The 22,192-nt window shown below is 68.5% G+C and carries 20 protein-coding genes; 5 read left to right on the top strand and 15 right to left on the bottom strand.

What is annotated here, in order from left to right; genetic code table 11:
- Positions 1 to 16 precede the first annotated feature (16 nt).
- Genes KZX17_RS08165 through KZX17_RS08150 form a run of 4 tightly spaced genes read right to left on the bottom strand, consistent with a single transcriptional unit; the run spans position 17 to position 5,621 of the window.
- A complete protein-coding gene (locus KZX17_RS08165; protein ID WP_248171943.1) occupies positions 17 to 730 on the bottom strand; it encodes an IspD/TarI family cytidylyltransferase in 714 nt (237 codons plus the stop codon).
- Positions 727 to 2,523, bottom strand: a complete 1,797-nt coding sequence (locus KZX17_RS08160) for a CDP-glycerol glycerophosphotransferase family protein (protein ID WP_248171941.1) — start codon at positions 2,521 to 2,523, stop codon at positions 727 to 729. Before KZX17_RS08160 ends, KZX17_RS08165 begins: the two co-directional genes overlap by 4 nt.
- Positions 2,520 to 3,638 carry an NAD-dependent epimerase/dehydratase family protein gene (locus KZX17_RS08155; RefSeq protein WP_248171939.1) on the bottom strand — a complete coding sequence of 373 codons (1,119 nt, stop codon included), beginning with the start codon at positions 3,636 to 3,638 and terminating at the stop codon, positions 2,520 to 2,522. The genes KZX17_RS08160 and KZX17_RS08155 overlap by 4 nt, the downstream gene beginning before the upstream one ends.
- Positions 3,639 to 3,689: 51 nt before the next feature.
- Positions 3,690 to 5,621: a glycosyltransferase family A protein gene (locus tag KZX17_RS08150; protein WP_248174738.1), complete on the bottom strand. Its 1,932-nt coding sequence runs from the start codon at positions 5,619 to 5,621 to the stop codon at positions 3,690 to 3,692.
- A gap of 87 nt (positions 5,622 to 5,708) precedes the next feature.
- Between KZX17_RS08150 and rfbA the strand changes: the two genes are divergently transcribed.
- From rfbA to KZX17_RS08135, 3 genes are read left to right on the top strand one after another with little or no spacing between them, the layout of a single operon-like run.
- The gene (rfbA, locus tag KZX17_RS08145; protein ID WP_248175594.1) at positions 5,709 to 6,578 is read left to right on the top strand and encodes a glucose-1-phosphate thymidylyltransferase RfbA; all 870 of its coding nucleotides are present in this window, start codon (positions 5,709 to 5,711) and stop codon (positions 6,576 to 6,578) included.
- 2 nt (positions 6,579 to 6,580) lie between these two features.
- The gene (gene rfbB, locus KZX17_RS08140; RefSeq protein WP_248174736.1) at positions 6,581 to 7,579 is read left to right on the top strand and encodes a dTDP-glucose 4,6-dehydratase; all 999 of its coding nucleotides are present in this window, start codon (positions 6,581 to 6,583) and stop codon (positions 7,577 to 7,579) included.
- Entirely contained in the window at positions 7,576 to 8,979 is a 1,404-nt protein-coding gene (locus KZX17_RS08135) for a bifunctional dTDP-4-dehydrorhamnose 3,5-epimerase family protein/NAD(P)-dependent oxidoreductase (RefSeq protein WP_248171937.1), read from the top strand. The genes rfbB and KZX17_RS08135 overlap by 4 nt, the downstream gene beginning before the upstream one ends.
- Positions 8,980 to 9,030: 51 nt before the next feature.
- On the opposite strand, the gene KZX17_RS08130 is transcribed toward KZX17_RS08135, so the two are convergent.
- The 11 genes from KZX17_RS08130 to KZX17_RS08080 form a co-directional block, all read right to left on the bottom strand.
- A complete protein-coding gene (locus KZX17_RS08130; protein WP_248171936.1) occupies positions 9,031 to 9,810 on the bottom strand; it encodes a polysaccharide pyruvyl transferase family protein in 780 nt (259 codons plus the stop codon).
- A complete protein-coding gene (locus KZX17_RS08125; protein ID WP_248171935.1) occupies positions 9,785 to 10,375 on the bottom strand; it encodes a hypothetical protein in 591 nt (196 codons plus the stop codon). The genes KZX17_RS08130 and KZX17_RS08125 overlap by 26 nt, the downstream gene beginning before the upstream one ends.
- A gap of 61 nt (positions 10,376 to 10,436) precedes the next feature.
- A complete protein-coding gene (locus KZX17_RS08120) occupies positions 10,437 to 11,186 on the bottom strand; it encodes an ABC transporter ATP-binding protein (RefSeq protein WP_248171934.1) in 750 nt (249 codons plus the stop codon).
- Positions 11,186 to 12,076, bottom strand: coding sequence for an ABC transporter permease (locus KZX17_RS08115; protein ID WP_248171933.1), 891 nt, complete (start codon positions 12,074 to 12,076; stop codon positions 11,186 to 11,188). The genes KZX17_RS08120 and KZX17_RS08115 overlap by 1 nt, the downstream gene beginning before the upstream one ends.
- Positions 12,077 to 12,181: 105 nt before the next feature.
- Positions 12,182 to 14,338: an SH3 domain-containing protein gene (locus tag KZX17_RS08110; protein WP_248171932.1), complete on the bottom strand. Its 2,157-nt coding sequence runs from the start codon at positions 14,336 to 14,338 to the stop codon at positions 12,182 to 12,184.
- An 80-nt stretch (positions 14,339 to 14,418) separates the two neighbouring features.
- Positions 14,419 to 15,531, bottom strand: a complete 1,113-nt coding sequence (locus KZX17_RS08105) for a glycosyltransferase (RefSeq protein WP_248171930.1) — start codon at positions 15,529 to 15,531, stop codon at positions 14,419 to 14,421.
- Positions 15,532 to 15,550: 19 nt separating this feature from the next.
- Positions 15,551 to 17,002: an LCP family protein gene (locus KZX17_RS08100; RefSeq protein WP_248171929.1), complete on the bottom strand. Its 1,452-nt coding sequence runs from the start codon at positions 17,000 to 17,002 to the stop codon at positions 15,551 to 15,553.
- Positions 17,003 to 17,024: 22 nt separating this feature from the next.
- A complete protein-coding gene (gene purE, locus KZX17_RS08095; RefSeq protein ID WP_248174734.1) occupies positions 17,025 to 17,492 on the bottom strand; it encodes a 5-(carboxyamino)imidazole ribonucleotide mutase in 468 nt (155 codons plus the stop codon).
- Positions 17,493 to 17,589: 97 nt separating this feature from the next.
- Positions 17,590 to 18,717 (bottom strand): 5-(carboxyamino)imidazole ribonucleotide synthase, encoded by a 1,128-nt coding sequence (locus tag KZX17_RS08090; protein WP_248171927.1) that lies wholly within the window; start codon positions 18,715 to 18,717, stop codon positions 17,590 to 17,592.
- A 54-nt stretch (positions 18,718 to 18,771) separates the two neighbouring features.
- A complete protein-coding gene (locus tag KZX17_RS08085) occupies positions 18,772 to 19,338 on the bottom strand; it encodes a PH domain-containing protein (RefSeq protein WP_248171925.1) in 567 nt (188 codons plus the stop codon).
- A gap of 64 nt (positions 19,339 to 19,402) precedes the next feature.
- Positions 19,403 to 20,185, bottom strand: coding sequence for a biotin--[acetyl-CoA-carboxylase] ligase (locus tag KZX17_RS08080; RefSeq protein WP_248171923.1), 783 nt, complete (start codon positions 20,183 to 20,185; stop codon positions 19,403 to 19,405).
- Positions 20,186 to 20,324: 139 nt separating this feature from the next.
- Between KZX17_RS08080 and KZX17_RS08075 the strand changes: the two genes are divergently transcribed.
- Together KZX17_RS08075 and KZX17_RS08070 are read left to right on the top strand one after the other, a co-directional pair.
- Positions 20,325 to 21,914 (top strand): acyl-CoA carboxylase subunit beta, encoded by a 1,590-nt coding sequence (locus tag KZX17_RS08075; RefSeq protein ID WP_374107956.1) that lies wholly within the window; start codon positions 20,325 to 20,327, stop codon positions 21,912 to 21,914.
- A complete protein-coding gene (locus KZX17_RS08070) occupies positions 21,911 to 22,138 on the top strand; it encodes an acyl-CoA carboxylase subunit epsilon (RefSeq protein WP_248171919.1) in 228 nt (75 codons plus the stop codon). Before KZX17_RS08075 ends, KZX17_RS08070 begins: the two co-directional genes overlap by 4 nt.
- Positions 22,139 to 22,192: the final 54 nt, after the last annotated feature.

Here is a 22,192-nt window from a genome sequence, read left to right as displayed (position 1 = left end):
CGGGCCCCGCGGGGCCTCAGCCGCCGATCTGATTGCGCTCGATCACGTCGAAGAATGCCCGGCAGACGTAGTAGTCCTCCGCCGTCGTGATCTTGATGTTCGAACGAGGACCGTCGACTCGGTAGAGGGTGTGCCCGTACCGCCGCAGCAGACTGCAGGTGTCGATCGAGTCGTTCTCGCCGTCCGCGACGGCCTGGTCGTACGCGCCGAGGACGGTGTCGAGCCGCCCGCTCTGCGGCGCCTGCGCGACGTAGAGGAGGTCGCGCGGGATGACGTCGTCGACCCCACCGGCACTCGAGGCGATGATCGTCTCGTTGAACTTCGTGCTCGTGATCGCCGGGCCCTTGGCGCGGACGGTCTCGATGTTCGCCGAGATGACGTCCGCGTTGATGAGGGGGCGGACGCCGTCGTGGAGCAGCACGACCGTGTCGGCCGGCGCCTCGTTGGACACGGCACGCAGGGCGCGATGACGGGACTCCTGTCCCGTCGCGCCGCCGTCCACGATCCAATTCACCTTCGTCAGCTCGTAGCGAGCCACCAGTCGCGCGAACCGCTCGCGCCATTCCGGGAGGATGGAGACAGCGATCCGGTCGATCTCCGGGTGGTCCTGGAAGTGCTGGATGGTGTGGACGATCAACGGGGTGCCGTGGATCTCCAGGAACTGCTTCGGGAGGGTCGCGGACGTCATGCGCGATCCGATGCCGCCGGCGAAAATGATGGCGATGTTCACGCGATCTCCTCTTCTGGGATGTCGTTCTCTGCCGAATCCTCGTGCGCGGATTCCTCAGCGGGCACCGGACTTTCGGTGATCTCCTCGGTCTCTGGCTGTCCGAGGATGAGCCAGTCGATGACTCGATCGGCCGCGCCGGTGTCGACGCGGTCGAAGTTCAGCCGACGGAATTCCGCCACCTTCTCGACCTCGAACTCCCCCGTCCGCAGCGCATCGACGACCTGCGCGAACGTGTCCGCGACACGTCCGGGGGCGGTCTCGACGTAGTCGCGGTGGAAACCGCGGGTCGCAGCGTAGTTCACCCGGTCCGGGGCGAAGAACAGCATCGGACGGTCCAGGAGGGAGAACTCGTAGATGATCGACGAGTAGTCCGTGATGAGCACGTCGGTCGCGTGCAGCAGGTTCAGCCCGTCGGGGTAGTGGGTGAAGTCGAAGAACCGATCGCGGTACTCCTCGGGGATCTCGATGGGATCCTTCACGAAATGGTGCATGCGGAAGAGCACCACGGTGTCGTCCCCGCAGGCCTCGTACAGCGCATCGAAGTCGATCTGGCTGTAGTCGTAGAAGGCGGTGTAGATCGAGCGTCCGCGGAACGTCGGCGCGAACAGGACGACGCGCTTGCCTGCGATCTGCGGATGTTCCGCGGCGAACGAGCGGAGGAAACCGTCCCGAAGCTTCTCGTCCAGGAACCAATCGACTCGAGGCAGTCCGGTCGGGATGACTGCCGCCTCCTCGATCCCGAACGCCTCGGCGTAGACGTGGCGGAGGTGCTCGGAGCCGGTGATCGCGTACGTGTACTGGCGATGGGGATGCCACAGCTTCGGCGATCCGAGGTTTCCGAACCGGCTGTATCCGACGGATTTGAACCCGCTCCCCGCGTGCCACAGCTGGATGACCTTCGTGCGGGGGTCCATCCGCAGGCTCTTCAGGATCCCGAAATAGTCGTCCAACAGGACGATCTCACTCGTCGCCAGGAGGTAGATGATGCGGATGGTGGTCCGCCATCCTCCAGAGCGCGGCAGTCGGAAGGAGTACTTCAGCTCGAAGCGCCGTTGAAGGCCGCGTTCGAAGATCCGCTCCTGGACGCGCCGGAGGTTGCCTTCGATCTTGAGCCGCTGGTCCGAGGCGAAGAGGATCCGGCCGGGCTTGACCCCGACCGTCCGATTGATCATCTGATAGATCCACCCGGCGTACCGCTGCTTCGCCGGTGCGCCCAGGAGCAAGCCCCGCAGTCGCTTGAGGGGACGGAACTTCTTGGGCTTCGGCCGGGAGCGGAACAGGTGGTAGGTCCGCATGAGGAAGTCGAGGCGCTCCAGGTCGAGCGCGTTCTCCGCGATGCCGAACGACACCGTCGTCACGGCGCGGTTGCCGTCGTAGAGGAAGACGCGGGAGCCTTCGTCCAATTCGAGCAGGGAGGCACCGTCGAAGCGTGCTGGTGCCGCACGCTCCCCATATGCCAGCAGCACGATGCGCCAGGTCCCGTTGGGGATGGCCTGACGGTCGATGTACGTCGGGACGTCGACGTGGAGCTCATAGCGACCCGGACCCGCGGCCACGAACGGGACGGGCAGTCGCCGCTTCCCGTCGATCAGGCGGAAATCCAGCGCAGGCGCCGGATCCTCCCCTTCCTCCGGTTCGAGCGGGATCCAGGTGTCCGTTTGGACGACACGCACACGCACGGTGAGCTTCGCGCGCTCCCAGGCCAGGCTCTCGATCTTGACGTCGAACGGCGGGAGGGGTCGCACGACCTCCTCCGAGGTGTCCGCGACGACTCCGACGGTGGTGTCCGTCATCGGCTCGATCCCTCCCCGCGCTCCTCATGCCAGGCGATCGTGCGATCGACCCCGCGCGACAGGCCGACGTGAGGCTCCCACCCCAGCGACCGGAGCCGTGCGTCATCGAGTCCCTGACCCTTCACGCTGTTGTAACGGCTGTGGTCGACGTCCTCCCTGAACCGGACGGTCAGACCCTTCTGCGGACGCGCGCGGGTGAAGGCATGAGCGAGGTCGCGGATGCTGATGAACCCGTCGCGGTCCGCGACGTTGTACGCCGTGTGCTCCCCGTCGAGGATCGCGGTGAACATGCCTGTGATCGCGTCGGCGAGGTAGGTGTAGGTTCGTCGGGCGCTGCCGTCGCTGTTGAGTGTGATGTCCCGGCCGGCAAGGACGTCCGCCGTGAAGTCCGCCTGGACTCGGCCGTCGTCGAGCGCCATTCCCGGCCCGTAGATGTGGCCGAATCGGGCGATCGTGATCGGCACGTCGTGCTGAGCGTGATAGCTGACGGCGATCGTCTCGGCGGCTCGCTTCCCCTCGGTGTACGACGCGCGCGGGGTCAGGATGTCGACCGAACCGTATTCGTCCTCGGCGACGAGCGAGCCGTCCGACACGCGCTGACCGTACACCTCGGCGGATGACATCAGCACGAACCGAGCGCCGCCCGCGGCGACGCAGAGGTCCAGCAGTCCGAACGCGCCCATGACGTTGGCGCGGATGGTGTCCACGGGGCTCGCGGCGTGCAGGGAGGGCCGCGCAGGTGACGCGCCGTGGATGACGAGATCGACCTTCGCATCGATGTCGATCGGACGCTGGACGTCGCCTTGGACGAGGACCAGGTCGTCCCGCTCGACTGCCCGGCCGAAGACGCGCCTCGCCTTCTCGAGATCCCGCACCATCGCGAGGACCGTGATTCCCGCTCTGCTGGCCTCATTGACGGCCAGCAACGTGAAGACGGCGTAGGCCGGGATCATCCCCGACCCGCCCGTCACAAGGACCGTCTTACCCGCCAGCCGTTCCCACGGCAGCGGCTGCGAGATGATCTCGGCGAGGTCGCGGTCGATGGTCGCACTTCCGGTCACGACGGGAGTCGCCACCGCCTCGGCAGATGCGTCGCCGGATGTCTGTTCAGGCATTTTGCCGATTCTACGGCACCGGCTTGCGACGGCACCGAGTCTCGGACGCCCTCATCGCAGCCCGAGTCGGCGCAGTACCTTGCCAGCCGTGCGACGAAGCGTCTTCGTCGGACGCGGAGCAGGGTCCGGCACCGGAGAGGGGGCCGCGGCTGATGCACGTGAACTTCGCTCGAGGGTCACGTGGCCGCCCTCCGTGCGAAGAATCCATGAGAGCGGGCCTCCCGGCACTCGGTCACCGACCCGAAGTTCGCTGGATGTCCCTCGCGTCATCGGGAGCCTCAGCCGCGCCACGCCATCGGAGACCTCCAGGCGCGCCGGCACTTCCTTCGCGGACGTCGACGCCTGTGTCCAAGACCCGACGACCGTGTCGACTGTGCCGGAGCCATCGTGCTGACCGGAGAGCGTGATGACGAGGTCGTCGTGGGCCAACTCCGCGCTGATCGGCGTGAGTCGCCGCACGGCCTCCCGCTGTCCCTCCGGGATCACCGTCGCAGAGCCTCCGTCGTTCGGATACACCAGGTGGAGCAATCCGCCGGAGATAGAGAAGGATGCGGGCACCGCAGATGAAATGGCCCGGTCTGTCGTCCCACTGCCGAAACGAGTGTGGAGCCGCAGATCCCAGTGCGTGCCGCCGTCGAGGGCCCCGCCCCAGGCGGCCGACACGGGATCGATCGTCAGACGCGCCCGGGCACCGATACCGACGGTGCCATCTTCTCTGTCGGAGACGTCGATCTGCCGCTCGAAAGGAATCGCCCAGGCAACCCGCGATCGACGGGAGTGCACGAACGGGGTCAACCCGATCTGCTCGATCTCGTCTGTCACGTCGGCGGCGTCCGCACTGATGGCATCCGCGATGTCCTTCGGGAGGTCCTTCCGGACACGCGTACCCACCCGCCGCAGGGCTGGACGTCGTCCCGTCGAGTCGGACCAGTCGACCGACACGTCCACGTGCAGCTTGCCGTCCCGCCAGATGGCTGTCTCGGCGCGGCCCCAGCCCGGAACCGCGGCGTCGATCGCGCAGACCTGCTCCAGGAGGTCCTGTCGGCCGGTGCGGAGCAGCTCAGCCCGGATGCGACGGGAGGAGGCCAGCCTCTCGTCGAGACGGGCGTATCCGAAGTCCTCCTGCAGAGAGCGGGAGTGCTCGAAGATGAATCGTCGATTGCGCTCGGACCGCTGCGTGTACTTGAGATCGAAGACGCCGACGACCCGAGTGTTGTACTGATGCAGCTCGAGCTGATCGCGCTGCAGGACGTTCTCGTCGCCCCGCAGTTCATCCGCCGTCGCATCGCACACCTTGCGAAGCCACTCCCAGTAGTCGTCATTCGACTTCACGAAGGTGGTCGAACCGCTGCCCTCGGTAGTGACCCAGTGGTAGTAGGGAACGCTGGCCAGCGACGACACCACGCGCGCGTGGCGGGCGACCTGCAGATTGAAGAAGATGTCCTCCCAGAGCACGCGACGACCCTCGGGGAACCGGATCCCGTGCTCGTTCAGGAACTCCCTGCGGTACAGCTTGTGCGGGTTCATCGGCAGGAGCGGATGGACCTCGGTGCGCCCGCGCGCATTCGCACGATCCTCGTCGTAGGTCCCGAGGGCCCACGCCGGTTCGGTCGTACGGGACTCCTTGCCGCTGACGACGTCGGAGCGGTTCGCGACGGCGAACTCGTAGGCACCGCGGAGCGCGTCGGGGTAGAGCTCATCGTCGTGATCCATGAACGCGACGTATTCCCCCTGCGCGAGGTCGATGCCGATGTTCCGCGGTCGCGACGGCCACCCGGAGTTCTCGATGCTCTCGACTCGCACGTTGACGTGCGTCTCGGCCACGCCTCGCAGGCGCTCGAGCGTGTCATCGGGCGAACCGTCGTCGACGAAGATCACCTCGAAATCCGCGGCCCGCATGGTCTGACGGTCGAGCGATCCCATGAGTCGCTGCAAGCCCTCGGGGGCGGTCCGATATGTGGGGACGACGACCGATACCTTCATCACCCGTCCACTGTACGGCGGGCACGCCGCGACGAACGGGATACCCGCGGTCCGAGCGGCGAGCACCCGTGTGGAACGATGGGTGCCATGAAGGGAATCATTCTCGCGGGGGGTTCGGGGACGCGGTTGCATCCGATCACGTTGGGTGTGTCGAAGCAGTTGATCCCGGTGTATGACAAGCCGATGATCTATTACCCGTTGACCACGCTGATGTTGGCGGGGATCCGGGACATCCTGATCATCACGACGCCGCATGATGCGGAGCATTTCGAGCGGCTGTTGGGTGATGGGTCGCAGTTCGGGGTGTCGTTGTCGTTCGCGCAGCAGCCGTCGCCGGATGGCCTCGCCCAGGCGTTCACGATCGGTGCGGATCACATCGGTGGCGACAAGGTCGCGCTCGTGCTGGGTGACAACTTGTTGTACGGGCCGGGGTTGGGGTCGCAGTTGCAGCGGTACCGGGATGTCGACGGTGGTGCGGTGTTCGCGTATTACGTCGCGGAGCCCAGCGCGTACGGTGTGGTCGAGTTCGATGGTGATGGTCGGGCGATCTCGTTGGAGGAGAAGCCTGCCGCACCGAAGAGCAGTTACGCGGTGCCGGGCCTGTATTTCTACGACAACGATGTCGTGCAGATCGCACGGGACCTCAAGCCCTCACCTCGTGGCGAGTACGAGATCACCGATATCAACAGTGCGTATCTTGCGGCGGGGAAGCTGCAGGTGCAGGTGCTGCCGCGGGGGACGGCGTGGTTGGACACCGGGACGTTCGATCAGATGCTCGATGCCGGTGAGTACGTCCGCACGATCGAGCGGCGCACGGGGCTGCGGATCGGGGTGCCCGAGGAGGTCGCGTGGCGGCAGGGGTTCCTCACCGACGACCAGCTGCGCGAACGCGCCGACAGGCTCACCAAATCCGGGTACGGCACGTACCTGCACGACATCCTGAACAGGGGCGCATGACCATGGCACACCTTCTCGTGACCGGCGGTGCCGGATTCATCGGCTCGAACTTCGTCCACCACGTGATCGGCCACACCGACCACACCGTGACGGTGCTCGACAAGCTCACCTACGCCGGGAACGAGGCGTCGCTGGCTGGGCTGCCCGAGGACCGGGTGTCCCTGGAGGTCGGGGACATCGCCGACGCGGAGCTCGTCGACGGGTTGTTCGAGCAGGCGGATGCCGTGGTCCACTACGCGGCGGAGTCCCACAACGACAACTCGCTCCACGACCCGCGCCCGTTCCTGGACACGAACATCATCGGGACGTACACGCTGCTCGAAGCGGCCCGCCGTCACGACACCCGGCTGCACCACATCTCTACCGACGAGGTGTACGGCGACCTGGAACTCGATGACCCGGCCCGGTTCACCGAGCACACCCCCTACAACCCGTCGTCGCCGTACTCGTCGACCAAGGCCGGCAGCGACCTGCTCGTGCGGGCGTGGGTGCGCTCGTTCGGGGTCCGCGCGACGATCAGCAACTGTTCCAACAACTACGGCCCGTACCAGCACGTGGAGAAGTTCATCCCCCGCCAGATCACGAACGTGCTGCGCGGCATCCGGCCCAAGCTGTACGGCAAGGGCGAGAACGTGCGCGACTGGATCCACGCCGACGACCACTCCTCCGCCGTGCTCACCATCCTCGAGAAGGGCGAGATCGGGGAGACCTACCTCATCGGCGCGGACGGCGAGAAAGACAACAAGACCGTCGTCGAACTCATCCTCCAGCTCATGGGCGAGTCGCCCGACGCCTACGACCACGTCACCGACCGCGCCGGCCACGACCTGCGCTACGCGATCGACTCCACCAAACTCCGCACCGAACTCGGCTGGACCCCCACCTACCAGGACTTCGACGCAGGCCTCGCCGCCACCATCGACTGGTACCGCCACAACGAACCCTGGTGGGCACCCACCAAAGACGGCGTCGAAGCCTTCTACGCCACCAAAGGACAGTGAGTGTGACGGAGTTCGGCAAGACGCTCACGCCCACCGAGACCGGCATCCCCGGGCTCGTCGTCTGGGATCTCCCGGTGCACGGCGACAGCCGGGGGTGGTTCAAAGAGAACTGGCAGCGCGGGAAGATGACCGCGCTGGGGCTCGAGGACTTCGGGCCGGTGCAGAACAACATCTCCTTCAACGACGCCGTGGGGACGACCCGCGGTATCCACGCCGAGCCGTGGGACAAGTGGGTGTCGGTCGCGACGGGGCGGATCTTCGGCGCGTGGGTGGACCTTCGCGAAGGCCCGTCGTTCGGGGCCGTCTTCACAACCGAGCTCGATGCTTCGAAGGCGATCTTCGTTCCCCGTGGCGTCGGCAACTCGTACCAGACCCTCGAGCCCGACACGGCGTACACCTACCTCGTCAACGACCACTGGTCCCCCGAGGCGTCGTACTCCTTCCTGAACCTCGCCGATGAGACGGCGGCCATCGCATGGCCGATCCCCCTCGCCGAGGTCGAGATCTCAGCGAAGGACCTGGCGCACCCCCGCCTCAACGACGTCGTGCCGATCCCGCCGAAGAAGACGCTCGTCGTGGGAGCAGGCGGACAGCTCGGCCGCGCCCTCCGGGCGTCGTTCGGAGACCACCCCGGTGTCGAATTCGCCACGCGCGATGACCTGGACTTGACCGCCGACCTCACCGGCGCCCGCCGGTGGCGCGACTACGGCGTGATAGTCAACGCAGCTGCGTACACGGCCGTCGACGCCGCCGAGACCGACCGCGCCGGCGCTTGGGCGGGCAATGTCACCGCCGTCGCGCAGCTCGCCAGGATCGCCGCGGCATCCGGCATCACCCTCGTGCACGTCTCGAGTGATTACGTGTTCGACGGCTCGTCGGACCGTCCGTACCGCGAGGAGGACGACGTCGCGCCACTCGGGGTGTACGGACAGACCAAGGCGGCTGCCGACGCGGTGGTGTCGACCGTCCCTCGCCACTACATCGTCCGGACGTCCTGGGTCATCGGCGATGGGAAGAACTTCGTCCGCACCATGGCCACGCTCGCCGAGCGCGGGGTCGCTCCGAGTGTCGTGGACGATCAGGTCGGTCGTCTGACCTTCACCGAGGACATCGCGCGCGGCATCCGCCACCTCGTCGAAACGGCTGCGCCGTTCGGGACGTACAACCTCACCGGCTCGGGAGAGCCCTCGTCGTGGGCGCAGATCGCCTCCGACGTGTACGAGCTGACGGGGAACGATCCCGACCGCGTGTCGGGCGTCTCGACCGAGGCCTACTTCGCCGGTGCGGACGCTCCCGTTTCGCCTCGGCCGCGGTGGTCGGTGCTCGACCTGACGAAGATCGAGGCGGCGGGCTTCACGCCCACGCCCGTCGACGAATCGCTCCGTCGCTACCTCGCCTGACTCTTCGACTCATTGCGGCGACGGGTCATTCTCCCCGTCGCCGCAAGCGTCTCACTCGATGAGGCGTGCGATCTTCCGAAGCGCACGAGCAGAGAGGTTGCGACCGCGGCTGACGAAACCTGCTGACGACGAGGCACGGGCCGCCTTCGCGGCTGCTTTGGCCGCCTCATCCGCCTTCCGCAGAGCATCGACCTTGGAGATCTCAAGCGTCATCCGCGACCACTGCAGGTTGCGCGCGTCGAGGATGCGCTCGAGGCGGTCATCCGGCGCACCGGTGTTCGCCCACGCCCGCACGTGCTCCGCGACCCGCTGAATGTTCTCGTGTGCGCGAATGCCGTAGGCGGCACCGCGTCCGTCGTCCTCGAGGGTCAACGCGTGCGCCGCCGCGCTGCCCATCCGGAGATGGTCGATGCCCCACGGCATCTCCTCATCCCACGTCCGGATGTAGTCGTCCACCTTGCGCTTGGCGAAGCTCACCCGGGGGACCCCATACGCGCAGGAGATGATGCGGCCGTGCAAGGAACTGCCGATCCACAGCTTGGCCTGGGCGATCTCATCCACCCGCTCCCACGGATCGATGGTGTGGCTGATGGTGATCCGTCGCTCAGGGTCGGCCTGCTTCACGAGCTCCAGGATCTGCTCGTACATCTCGAACGAGTCGTGCCCGGGCGCGGTCCCCGCGGTGAAGAGACGCACGGGGTTCTCGCGGAGGACGTCACTCTCGATGATCGCCCGTGCGAACTCCGGGATCCCGTACTTCTTGAGGTGGGCGATGGATGCTTGCAGCAGGACATAGTCGCCGCGATCATTCCCCGCGTCGGGGCGGGTCACCGAGATCGAGTGGACGAGGTCCGGTTCGAGCGCGTGGGGGGATGCCTTCCTTCTTCAGGAAGGCGCTCGCATACTTGTCACGGACGGTGATGCTCGTCGCCTCGTGCAACAAGCCGATCATGCCCGACTTTCGGACTGCGCCGAGACTCTGGATACCTGCGAGGCCGACGGAGTTCATCACGGCCGCGGAGGTGCGGTTGCGGGCATAGGCGCTCATCCGCGGGAGGTAGGGAGACTCGATCGGCACGGAGCCGTTTTCGGTCGAGAGCAGTGCGCGTCGTTCATCAGGCGACATCTCCGTGTAGGCACGGTATGCCTCCTCGCCATGCGCGGTCCGGTACGCGTAGTCCAGCCCCGTGCCGCCCACCTCGCCGCCGACCGTCCACACGGCATCCCAGTCCTCGTTCTCAAGCAGCGGGCCGTACGCCGGGACGTGGAAGCCCAGGAGGTCGGTCATGTCCGCGTCGAAGGGCGCGGCGTAGACGACGTCGGCGTCCTGCAGGTACTGAGCCGTGATGATCTGGAAGAGCAGGTCTCCGAAGTTCTCACGTTCGTATGCGCCCACGCAGAGGATACGAGGGCGACGCGTGGCGTCAGCGGGTTTCATGGATTCCTTCGGCGCTGGGTCAGCGGGTCTCGACGTGCTCGAGGGCCTCGTCGATGGGGCCGTCGAAGACGACGCGGCCCTTCCGGATGACGACACCCCTGGTGCACAGGGTTTTCACAATGTTCTTGCTGTGGCTGACGATCATCATCGTCACGCCTCTCTCGGCGAGCTCCTTGAGCTTCGCGTTGCACTTCGCACGGAACGGCGCGTCTCCCACGGACAGCACCTCGTCGACGAGGAGGACGTCCAGCTCGACATGGATGGCGACGCTGAACGCGAGACGCATGAACATCCCGGAGGAGTAATGCTTGACCTCCTGATCAATGAAGTCGCCGATCTCGCTGAAGGCGATGATCTCGTCGAAGCGCTCCCGGGTCTCCTTCTCGGTCATCCCGAGGATCGCGGCGTTCAAGAAGACGTTCTCCCGACCGGTCAGGTCGGGATGGAACCCGGCCCCGACCTCGATCAGGCCGGCGACGCGACCCCGGGTGAAGACGCGGCCCTCATCGGGTTCGAGGACACCTGACACGAGCTTGAGGGTCGTCGACTTGCCCGATCCGTTGAGGCCCATGATGGCGACCGACTCGCCCTCGCCGATGTGGAAGGACACGTCGTCCAGGGCCTGGAACTGCGACGCCCGCACGGGGCGCCGCTTGATCAGGTTGATGAACGCGTCCTTCAACGACCGCGAGCTGCGGCGATTGAACCATTTCGAGACGTGCTCGACGATGATGCGGGGCTGCGGGTCTGCCGCGGTGCGTGTAGCCATCACAGATCCTGGGCGAAAGTGCGCTCGAAGCGGCGGAAGACGTACTGGCCGACGAGGAGCGACACGACGATGACTGCGAGCGCGGCCGCGGCGTTCCACTCGAAGCCGGGGGGCCACGACAGGTTGTCCGGAGCGTCGGCTGCACCGGTGACGTCGGGGAGGGTCCCCCAGAAGGCGTGGTGGAACATCTCCACGGCGACCGCCAGCGGGTTGGAGATGTAGATCTGGAACAGCCACGGGATGGACTGGGTCCGCTCGTACACCATCGACCAGGTGTAGAGGATCGGGACGGACCACGTCGCCACCGTCCGGATGATGTCGACGGTGTTGCCGGCGTCGCGGAAGCGGACGTTCACCGCGGCGAAGAACAGGCCGACGCCCATGACGAACAGGAGCACGAGCAGCATCCCGCCGAGGATCAGACCGAGGGATGCGAACGAGGGGATCCAGCCGAACAGCACGCTCACCAGGATGAGGACGGCGAGCTGAGGGAGGAAATGGGTGAAGGCACCGATGATCGCTGCAAGAGGGAACAGCTCCCGCGGGAGGTAGATCTTCCGGACCAGCGCCTTGTTGGCGACGATCGACTGCGTCGCCGCGGAGAGCGTCTCATTGAAGAGGTTCACCAGGACCAGGCCGCTGAAGAGGTAGAGCGGGAACGCCGGCAGGTTGCGGTGCATGCCCAGGATCTCGCCGACGACGAGGAAGTAGACGAGGAACTGGATCGTCGGCCGCACGTAGGACCAGAACCACCCCAGCACGGAGTTGCGGTACCGCAGGGAGGTGCTCTTGCCGATGAGGAGACGGAGCAGGTAGCGGTACTCGAAGACGTCGAGGATGCCGCGCCCACGCCCAGGCGTGTCGAAGACGCTGTAGTCGATCTGAGTCACAGGTTTCCTAGGGGAATCGCGGTGCCGCACCGCGGCCGGGGCCGTGGCGGGCCGTCGATCATCCTAACGGACGGCCGGCTGGGATCCCGCTCGGAGGCCGTCGTGTCAGCGGAGGTAGGTGCCGTGCACCCAACCGGTCCGGCTCCCCGCGGTGACCTTGCGCCAGACGCCCTTGGATTCGGTGACCTTTACCTTCGTCCCCTTCGCGAGGACGACGACGACCTTGGCCGTCGTCGACGGCGCGGCCCGGAGATTCAACGCCGCAGTCGTGGTCTTGGTCGTGGAGGCAGGTGCCGCGGTGAGACTGGATGCCGGTACCCAGGCCGACCGCGACCCGTAATCGATGACCCGCCACGCGCCGCGAGCGGCGAAGACCGAGACGGGATGCCCCTTCTTCAACGTCCCGTAGGCACGGCTGGTGGCGGAGGACTGCGACCTGACCGTGACGGTCGCGTCCTTGACGCGCATCGGGGTGCGGGTGAACAGAGCGGCGACCTCGTTCTCGCGGATCCACCCCTTCGTCGAGCCGAAGCTCACCGCTCGCCACACACCGAAGCTGTCCTCGACGGAGACTCTGGTCGCCTTCGGGACGCCCGCCAGGACCTTGCCGGTTGCCGAGGCCGTCGCCCGGATGGCCGTGCTCTGGGTGGTGAGGCGAGTCCGAGCGGTCTCCGAACCGGGATTCTTCGGCGTCAGCTTCGACGAGACCACCCATCCCTTCGTCGACCCGAACGCGACTTCGGTCCATTCGGCGGAGACGGCACCGGTGGTCACCTGCTGTCCGCGGCGCAGTGTCTGCTGGAGGACGGCGGACCCCGCGCTCGGTCGGAGATGGGTCGGCGCCGACACGTACTGCGTGCTCGGTGCCGGGGTCGTGGGCTGCGGCGCGGCGGTGGGGGGCGGTGTCGGCGACGGCGCAGGCGCGGACGTCACGACGGCGAGGTAGTCACTGTGGGCCCAGTACTGGGAACCGCGGACGGAGATACGCCACCACTGCCCGTAGATGCCGTCACGCGTGTAGGACTCGCCGCTCTTCACGGAGCTGAGTCCAGTCGCACACGCCGTGGACGGAGCTTTGCGGATGTTCAGGGAGGCGGTGGTCACCCGCACGGTCCCCGAGCTCTTGGTGATGCTCGCTTCCGGCGGCACGGCGCACGCGCCGCTTCCCGCGGCGGGAGCACCCGAGACGAGGGACGAGGACGGGATCCAGACCGTCGACGAACCAGCGCGGACGCGACTCCAGGCGCCGTACTTGCCGACGAGGGTCACCGTCGACCCCTTCGCGAGCGAGACGGTGCCGCTGCCGCACATGGAGGTCGGGGCCTTCCGCCCCGTCGCGGCGGCGCTGATCGTGCGCGAGCCGGACGCGGCGACGACGTCCGCCCCGGCGGGCGCGGTGCAGGCGTCGATCCGGGCCGGAGCACCGCTCGCGTTCGGGGAGGCGTCGGGCGCGAACCACTGCACGAAGTAGTTGTAGAAGTTGCGGTTGCCGTATGCCGAGCAGCTGTCACCGGTCGCGTACCCGGCCGCGAGGGCCGCGATGTTCGCGCGGTACGGCGTGTAGATGTAGAGGTTCGCCGTCGCCTGGTTCTCGATGTAGACCTTCGAGGACCCGCACGCGCTGTTCGGGTGCCACTTGATCGTGTTGACCCGCCCCGCACGGTAGCTGTACGAGTTCGGGTTCTTGGCGTAGACCTGCTGCTGGCGTGCGCCGAGGTAGACCTGGTTCACGAAGCCCGCGGATGCCGCGCTGCAGGGCGCGGTGTCGGGGCAGTTCATGCCCATGGAGGCTCGATAGCTCCAGTCCGAGGGCCTGGTCGAGGTGACCAGCCCCTGCTCCTTCTGCAGCATCGTGAGGATCACCTGCGGGTTGACCTTGCACGCGCGGGATGCGGCGACGATGATGTGCGCCGCAGAAGCCGCCTTCTTCGCGGTGATCGAACCGCAGTACTTGTCGGCCGCCTTCGCCGGCAGGTCCGCCGTGAAGTGACGCAGGCAGGTCGGACCGTCCGTCGCCCGACAACTCGGCACTCGCTCGTTCAGGAACGCCTGGACCTCTGCCACCGTCATCGTGCTCGAGTCGAAGAACGCCTCATCGCTGATGATGTAGCCGCCTTCGAGGATCGACGCCGGCAGGTCGGCCGCACGAGCGGTCTGCGCCGGAGCGAGCGCGGACAACACTCCGGCGATCACCGCGACGACGACAGCGCCCACCGACCACCGGTACATGGGCGAACGCCGGGGGTTCAGTGTGAGACGCATGTGAACAGTGTTACGGATGTCGACGCTTGATACCAGTCGAGATGGCGCTCTTCGTGTCAGACACGCCGTCGCGGCACCGGTCAGAGCTCCGCGTGGAGCTGCCAGACCCGCTCTGCGGCCGCCTGCCAGGAGAACGCCCGTCCGCGATCTGCCGCCATCACGGCGAGGCGCTCGACGGCGGCGGTGGAGGCGAGCGTGGCCGACAACTCTGCGCCGAGCGACTCGGGGTCGCCTCCCGAGTAGGTCGCACCGTCGAGGAGGACCTCTCGGTGCGTCGCGCTGTCGACCGCGACCACGGGGACACCGATGCGCAGCGCGTCGAGGACCCGCCAGGGGAACCCGGCGGACTCCGAGGGTGCCAGGAACGCGACGGCGCCCCCGAGGACGGCAGCCCGGTCCGCGACGTCGAGACGGCCCCGGACGTGCAGTCTGCGTTCCGGGATGCCTGCGGCCGCCGCGAGGTCGGCCAGGACGGGCTCCTCCCCCTCGCCGGCGTCGAGGACGACCACCGCGGTGTCGCGCTGCGACGCCGCGATCGCATCGAATCCGGCGCGGAGCCGGTCGGATGCGGCGGAGGTCCCCGACATCATCACGTACCCCTCCGGGAGCGCGAGGTCGCGGCGCCGCCCCACGTCGTCCGACGGGACGCGGAGCTCGGTCGCCGGCGCTCCGGCGATGACGCGGATGCGGTCCCCGAGCGGTGCGAGCTCCGCGAGCCGCCGAGCGAGCTCGTGCGTGGGCACCACGACGGCGTCCGCGTGGCGGACGGCGCGACGGAGCATGGCCCGAGCCCACGCCCCCTCCGCGCGCGACACCTCGTCGGGATGCTCCCAGGCGCGCAGATCCCACATCGTGACGACGGTCTGGTCGTGGTCGTGGACCCGGTCGTGCCGCACGAGCGGCGCTGCGGGCGTCGCGGAGTGGATGAGCCCGTCGCCCGCGCCGGCGCGCATCCCTGCGCGCCACAGCGCGGCCACCGCGCGTGCCGGGACGGGGAGGCGATCCGCTCCCGCGATCCCGAGGTCCGCGACGGCGGCATCCACGTCGGTGTCGCTCGGAACGATCGCGCGAACATCGCATCCGCTCGGAGCCGCGGCGGCGAGCGCGCTCGTCAGTTCGAGGATCGCCTCCGACACGTCGGCATCCACCCCGGGCGAAGACGGGTCGAGGACGACCCTGAGCGTGGTCGTCATCGGACCTCCAGTGTTGGCGTCACGGCGCGGGCGTCGGTGTCGGCGGGTGGAGGAGGGCGTCAGCCTCGGCGCGGATCTTCTGCCAGTCGTCCGACGTCGGGTTCTCGGGGTCGATGCCCACGCCCTTTGGGGTGAGTTCGAGGTCCTGCACCTTCTCGTCCTTCGCCTTGGCCGCGAGATCCACGAGGAACGGGAGGAGCGAGTTCGGGATGTCGGTCTGCACGAGATTCTTCCCCGCAGCCACCACCTCGTTGAAGCGGGTCAGCACCGTCGACGGGGAGGCCTGCGCGAGGATCGCGGTCTGCAGTTCGCGTTGCCGCCGCATCCGGTCCCAGTCGCTCGTCGTGTAGCGCGACCGCGCGTACCACTGGGCGGTGCTGCCGTCCATGCGCTGCTCGCCCGCCTCGATCCACCCCGTGGCCCACTCCTCAGCGGGCTGCCCCTTGTACCGGGGCCCCGGCCCTTCGGGCAGGCGCTCCTTCACCGTGATCTCGACGCCGCCGAGCGCGTCGACGAGGTCCGCGAAGCCGTGCATGTCGATGAAGACGTGATACGGGATGCTGATGCCCAGGATGCCTTCCGCGGCATCCTTCGTGGCCTCGATCGCAGGGCTCGAGTTGTTCGCCGCAGCATCCGGGTAGAGCCCGGCGCCGCGATCCTCGCGGCAGACCTCGGCCGCATTCATCAACTGGTTGATGCCTGAGGACCATCCGCACGTCGCGGAGGTCTGGCCGTCGAACCCGTCGGGGTAGAGCTCCTGCATCGGCCCCTCGGAGAACGGCGCGTGCCTCAGGTCGCGGGGGATGCCGAAGATCGTCACGGCGCCGGAGTCCGCATTCACCGAGACCACCGAGATGCTGTCGAAGCGCATGGAATCGCGCCCCTGACCGCTGTCGGCGCCGAGGAGGAGGAAGTTGTAGTACCCGTCCGACGGCGGGACGCTCGGCCCCGCAGCGAAGATCGACAGCCCGGATCGCAGCGGTGCGACGACCGACTGCGCGCTGTAGGCCGCGGCGGATGCGGGGACGAGCGAGAGGATCAGGGCGACGACCACGACCGCGGCCCGGGTGCGTCCCGGGACGCGCCCGAGCCGAACGAGCCGCAGGACGTCCACGGTCAGCACGACCCAGAGGACCGCGTACGCCCAGAGCAGGACCTGCATCAGCGTGAGCGTCCACCACGAGGCGACGATCGTCGTCAGGAGCGACCGCCACATGAGACCCGTCAGCACCGCGGCGGCGAGCAGCGTCCACATCACGATGGTCGCGACGATCCCGACCCGGCCGAGTCGTCGGTTGCCGGCAAGGATCTGGCCGGCTCCGGGGAAGAGGAATCCCGCGACGACCAGCCACCACGCGCGGCGTGACATGAATGCGGCCGACGACGCGTCGGGATTCCGCAGCGGACGCTCCTCGACCGCGCGCGGTCGTGCACCCGCCTGCGGCGGCCTCGGGGGGCTGCTGACGCTCACCGGATCGGTCCTGCGGCGCGCGTCACAGCGAATCCTTCAGACGCCGGTTCTTCTCCTCGACCTGCGCCTCGAGGTCAGCGGCGTACCGGGCGACGAGGTCACCCACGGCCGGATCGGAGGCGCCCAGGATCCGCGCCGCGAGCAGGCCGGCGTTCTTCGCGCCGTTGATCGAGACGGTCGCGACCGGGATCCCCGCCGGCATCTGCACGATGCTCAGGAGGGAGTCCAACCCGTCGAGCGTCGCGAGCTGCACGGGCACGCCGATCACCGGGAGCGTCGTGACGGACGCCAGCATGCCGGGAAGGTGGGCGGCGCCGCCCGCGCCGGCGATGATCGCCCGCAGTCCGCGGCTCCTCGCTTCGCGCCCGTAGCTGAGCAGCTTGTCGGGCGTGCGGTGGGCGGAGACGACCTCGACCTCGTGCGGGATGCCGAAGTCGGTGAGCGCCTGCGAGGCGTCGGACATCACACGCCAGTCTGAGTCGGAACCCATCACGACGCCGACGAGCGGGTCCGAGGAGGAGTGGAGGGGGCGGGTCACTCGACCAAGGCTAGGCGGATCGACCTGAGGATCCACGGAGCGGCACGGGTCAATCGAGGAAGAACGCCGCGGCGGCCCGCGCCTCGTAGACGACCGAGTCGAGGTCGTCCCCGGCGACGTTGACGTGCCCGACCTTGCGGCCGGGGCGCGGGTCCTTGCCGTACGTGTGGATCTTCGCGGACGGATGCGCCGCCAGGGCGTCCGGCAGGCGCGCGGCCAGCGTGTCCTCGGCCGGTCCGCCGAGGATGTTGATCATCACGGCGTGCGGGGCGCGCAGGGCGGTGTCGCCCAGGGGGAGGTCGAGGACGGCGCGCAGATGCTGCTCGAACTGGCTCGTGATCGCGCCGTCCTGCGTCCAATGGCCGCTGTTGTGCGGGCGCATCGCGAGCTCGTTGACGAGGAGTCGCTCATCGCCCGTCTGGAAGAGTTCGACGGCGAGCATCCCCGTCACTCCGAGGCCCGTCGCGATCGCCTCGCCGATCTCGGCGGCGACGTCCGCGAGGCGGCCCGCGGAGTGCGGCGCGGGCGCGACGGCCTCCGCGCACACCCCGTCTTGCTGGACGGTCTCGACGACGGGGTAGACGACGAGCTCCCCGGAGGGCCGGCGCGCCACCTGCTGCGCGAGCTCACGACGGAAGTCCACGAGTTCCTCGACGAGCAGCGCCCCGCCCGGGGCCGACGTGTCGAACCAGTCGGCGACCTCGTCGGCGGCGGAGACCACCCGCACGCCCTTGCCGTCGTAGCCCCCGCGGGGGGTCTTGACGACGGCTCGGCCGCCGTGCTCGGCGATGAACGCGTCGAGGGACGCGGCATCCGTCACCGCCGCCCAGTCGGGTTGCGGCATCCCGAGCTCCGCGAGCCGGGTGCGCATGTCGATCTTGTCCTGCGCGTAGGCGAGGGCGTCGGGACCGGGGTGCACCGTGACACCGGCGGCGACCAGCCCTCGGAGGACGTCCTGCGGCACGTGCTCATGGTCGAAGGTCAGGACGTCGACATCCTTCGCGAAGGCGAGGACCGTGTCGAGATCGCGGTAGTCGCCGACCGCGGTCGCAGCCAGACCTGCGGACATGCCCGGCTGCTCGGCGAGCACGCGGACGTCGATCCCCATCTCCACGGCGGGCGCGATCATCATCCGCGCCAGCTGTCCGCCTCCGACGATTCCGACCTGCAGTGCCATGCTGCTCCTCCCGTCGACACCATCTTCCCGCATCCCGCGGCGAGGCCGAGCCGGTCAGCCGTCGGCGCCGACGATCGGGATGCCGTGGGAGTCGCGGTGGGCGAGGATCTGGCTGACCTCCACCTGGTCCGACAGCGTCTCGTGCACGAGCCGCACCGAGGGGATGTCGACCAGGCGCACCGGCTCGTCGACGCCGTTCGCGAGCGTGAGGCTCCCGCTCCCCCACAGGCGCTGGATAGGCCCCCGCCGCTCGGAGATCGTGTACCCCCGGGCGTGGGAGATGTCGACCCGTCGCCGCTGGAGCAGGCCGCTGCGCTCGATGACCCGGCGCGTCGTGACCGTGTAGGTGTGGGCGAGCCAGCGGAGGTACGGGATGAACGCGAACAGCAGGACGATGACGGATGCCGCGAGCCACAGCATCCAGTCCTGCAGCCACCCGGCGACGGGGCCCGGGATGTTGCCGGTGAAGTAGCCCGTCGCGGCGGCGACGGCGATGAGGACGAGTGCAGGCCACAGCAGCCGGCGCGCGTGCCGGCGGAATCTGGCGACCTTGTACTCGGGCGACGCCGTGCCCGGTGCCGGCGTGCTCGGGCGCCCGGGGTACGCGGTCGGCTGGCTCACACCCTCATCATGGCGTGGCGGGCGGACACCGCCGGGGCGACGCGCCCGGATGCCCGAGCGCGGGTCAGCGGACGTGCACGACGTCGCCGGCGGAGACGACGTGTCGGACGCCCGCGGCGACCACCACGAGCCGGCCGTCCTCGTCGATCTCGTCCGCGCGGCCCACGAGGCTCGCACCGTCGGGAAGCGAGACGGAGACCGCCGCGCCCACCGTCGCGCACGCGTCCCTGACCTCCTGCTTCACGCGCGCCGCACCCTCGCCCCCGACGGCGAGTGCGGCGACGGCGTCGCGGAGCGCGGTGAGGTACTCGGCGAGCAGGCGGTCCTCATCCACATCGCGCGTGAGGGCCGCGAAGGACGTCGCGGTCGGGACCGGGAGCTCGGCCGCGGTCATCCGGGTGTTGACGCCTGCGCCGACGACCACGGCCTGGGCGTCGCCGGTCACCACCTCGGCGAGGATGCCGCTGATCTTGAGCCCTCCGACGAGGACGTCGTTGGGCCACTTGAGGCGGACGTCCAGGCCATCGAGCTGGCCGGCGACGGCTCGGGTCATCGCGCCGCCCGCGACGAGGGGGATCCAGCCCCGATCCGCGAGCGAGATCGCCTCCGACCGGAGCAGCACCGAGACGGCGAGCGCGGAGCCGGCCGGGGCGACCCACGCGCGGTCCAGTCGGCCGCGGCCCTTCCGCTGATCCGAGGTGACGATGGTCGACAGGTGCGGCAGGGACGCCGGGTCGTCGAGTGCCTGCGTGAGCAGCGTCGCGTTCGTCGAGTCCGCGCTGTCCATGACCTGCAGGCGCGGGCTGACGGCGGCGGCGAGGGGGTAACCGTGCGAGGGGATCGTCATGCGGCCACCCTAGAGCGGGTCGGGGCGACGATCCGAGCGGCTTGACACCCTTCACGCTGAGGGATGCCACAGCGGATCGCCGCCTCGATTGTCGCTCGGCGCCAACGTGGGCGGTGGTGCGCTCGCTAGGGTGGAATCCGTGACCGATCAGCCCGACCTGTTCACGACCGCCGGCAAGATCGCCGACCTGCGTGCACGCTACGAAGAAGCCGTCGTTACCGCCGAGGAGACCGCCCGCGCCAAGCAGGGTGCGAAGGGCAAGCTGACCGCTCGCCAGCGGATCGAGCTCCTGCTCGACCCCGGCTCGTTCGTCGAGCTCGACGAGTACGTCCGGCACCGGACGACGGCCTTCGGGATGGATCGCGCGCGCCCGTACGGCGACTCGGTCGTCACGGGCGTCGGGACGATCCACGGCCGGACGGTCGCCGTCTATTCGCAGGACTTCACGACCTTCGGCGGGTCCCTCGGCGAAGTCGCCGGCGAGAAGATCATCAAGGTCATGGAGCACGCCCTGCGTGGCGGGATGCCGATCATCGGCATCCTCGATTCCGGTGGCGCACGCATCCAGGAGGGTGTCGTCGCGCTCGGCAAGTACGGCGAGATCTTCCGTCTGAACACGGCGGCCTCGGGCGTGATCCCGCAGATCTCCCTCATCATGGGACCTGCGGCGGGCGGCGCCGTCTACTCCCCCGCCCTGACCGACTTCGTCATCATGGTCGACAAGACCAGCCAGATGTTCGTCACCGGCCCCGACGTCATCAAGACGGTCACCGGCGAGGACGTCGGGATGGAGGAGCTGGGCGGCGCCTACACGCACAACACCCGGTCGGGGGTGGCGCACTACCTCGCCGACGACGAGGACGACGCGATCGACTACGCGCGCACCCTCATCGGCTTCCTCCCGGACAACAACATGGCGGATGCCCCCGGGTACGAGAGCACGTTCGAGTTCGAGACCACGGACAGCGACCGCACGCTGAACACCGTCATCCCCGACTCGCCGAACCAGCCGTACGACATCCACGAGGTCATCTCCCGCGTCGTCGACGCCGGCGAGTTCCTCGAGGTCCAGCCGCTGTTCGCCCCGAACATCGTGATCGGCTTCGGCCGGGTCGAAGGCCGCACGGTGGGCATCATCGCCAACCAGCCCTCGCAGATGGCGGGCACGCTCAACATCGACGCCGGCGAGAAGGCCAGCCGGTTCGTCCGATTCTGCGACGCGTTCTCGATCCCGATCCTCACCCTCGTCGACGTGCCGGGCTATCTCCCCGGTACCGACCAGGAGTGGACGGGCGTCATCCGCCGCGGCGCGAAGCTCCTCTACGCGTACGCGGAGGCGACCGTGCCGCTGGTCACCGTCATCCTCCGGAAGGCGTACGGCGGCGCGTACATCGTCATGGGCTCGAAGCAGCTGGGCGCCGACATCAACCTCGCGTGGCCGACCGCCGAGATCGCGGTCATGGGCGGACAGGGCGCGGTCAACATCCTCTACCGCGGTGAGATCAAGCGCGCCGAGGAGGCGGGCGAGGACGTGGCCGCGGTCCGGACCAAGCTCGCGAACGAGTACACGTACAACGTCGCGTCGCCGTTCCTCGCCGCGGAGCGGGGCGAGCTGGACGGCATCATCGAGCCGGCGCAGACCCGCGTCGCCGTCGCCAAGGCGCTCCGTTCCCTGCGCGGCAAGCGCTCGGCGCAGCCCGCCAAGAAGCACGGGAACATCCCGCTGTGAGCGACGAGGGCGACGCATCCGGCGCAGTGCACCTCGAGGTGCGCCGGGGGGATGCCACACCCGAGGAGCTTGCTGCGGTCATCGCCGTCGTCTCGGAGTCCTACGCCCGCGAGGTGACCACGGCCGTCGCCGAGGATGCGCCGGTCTCGGCGTGGGCCCGCTCGGCGCGAGGCGTGCGCGGCCCGCTGCGACGCGACGTCCGCTGGGGACGCTGGGCCGGCTGAGGCCTCCGCCCGAACGGCGGACCGTCCTCCGACAAGCCCTGCGAAGTGTCCCCC

Source organism: Microbacterium sp. EYE_78 (genome assembly GCF_023149035.1).
GTDB lineage: Bacteria > Actinomycetota > Actinomycetes > Actinomycetales > Microbacteriaceae > Microbacterium.
The sequence above is the reverse complement of the archived record's forward strand: the minus strand, read 5'-3'. Positions and strand labels throughout refer to the sequence as shown.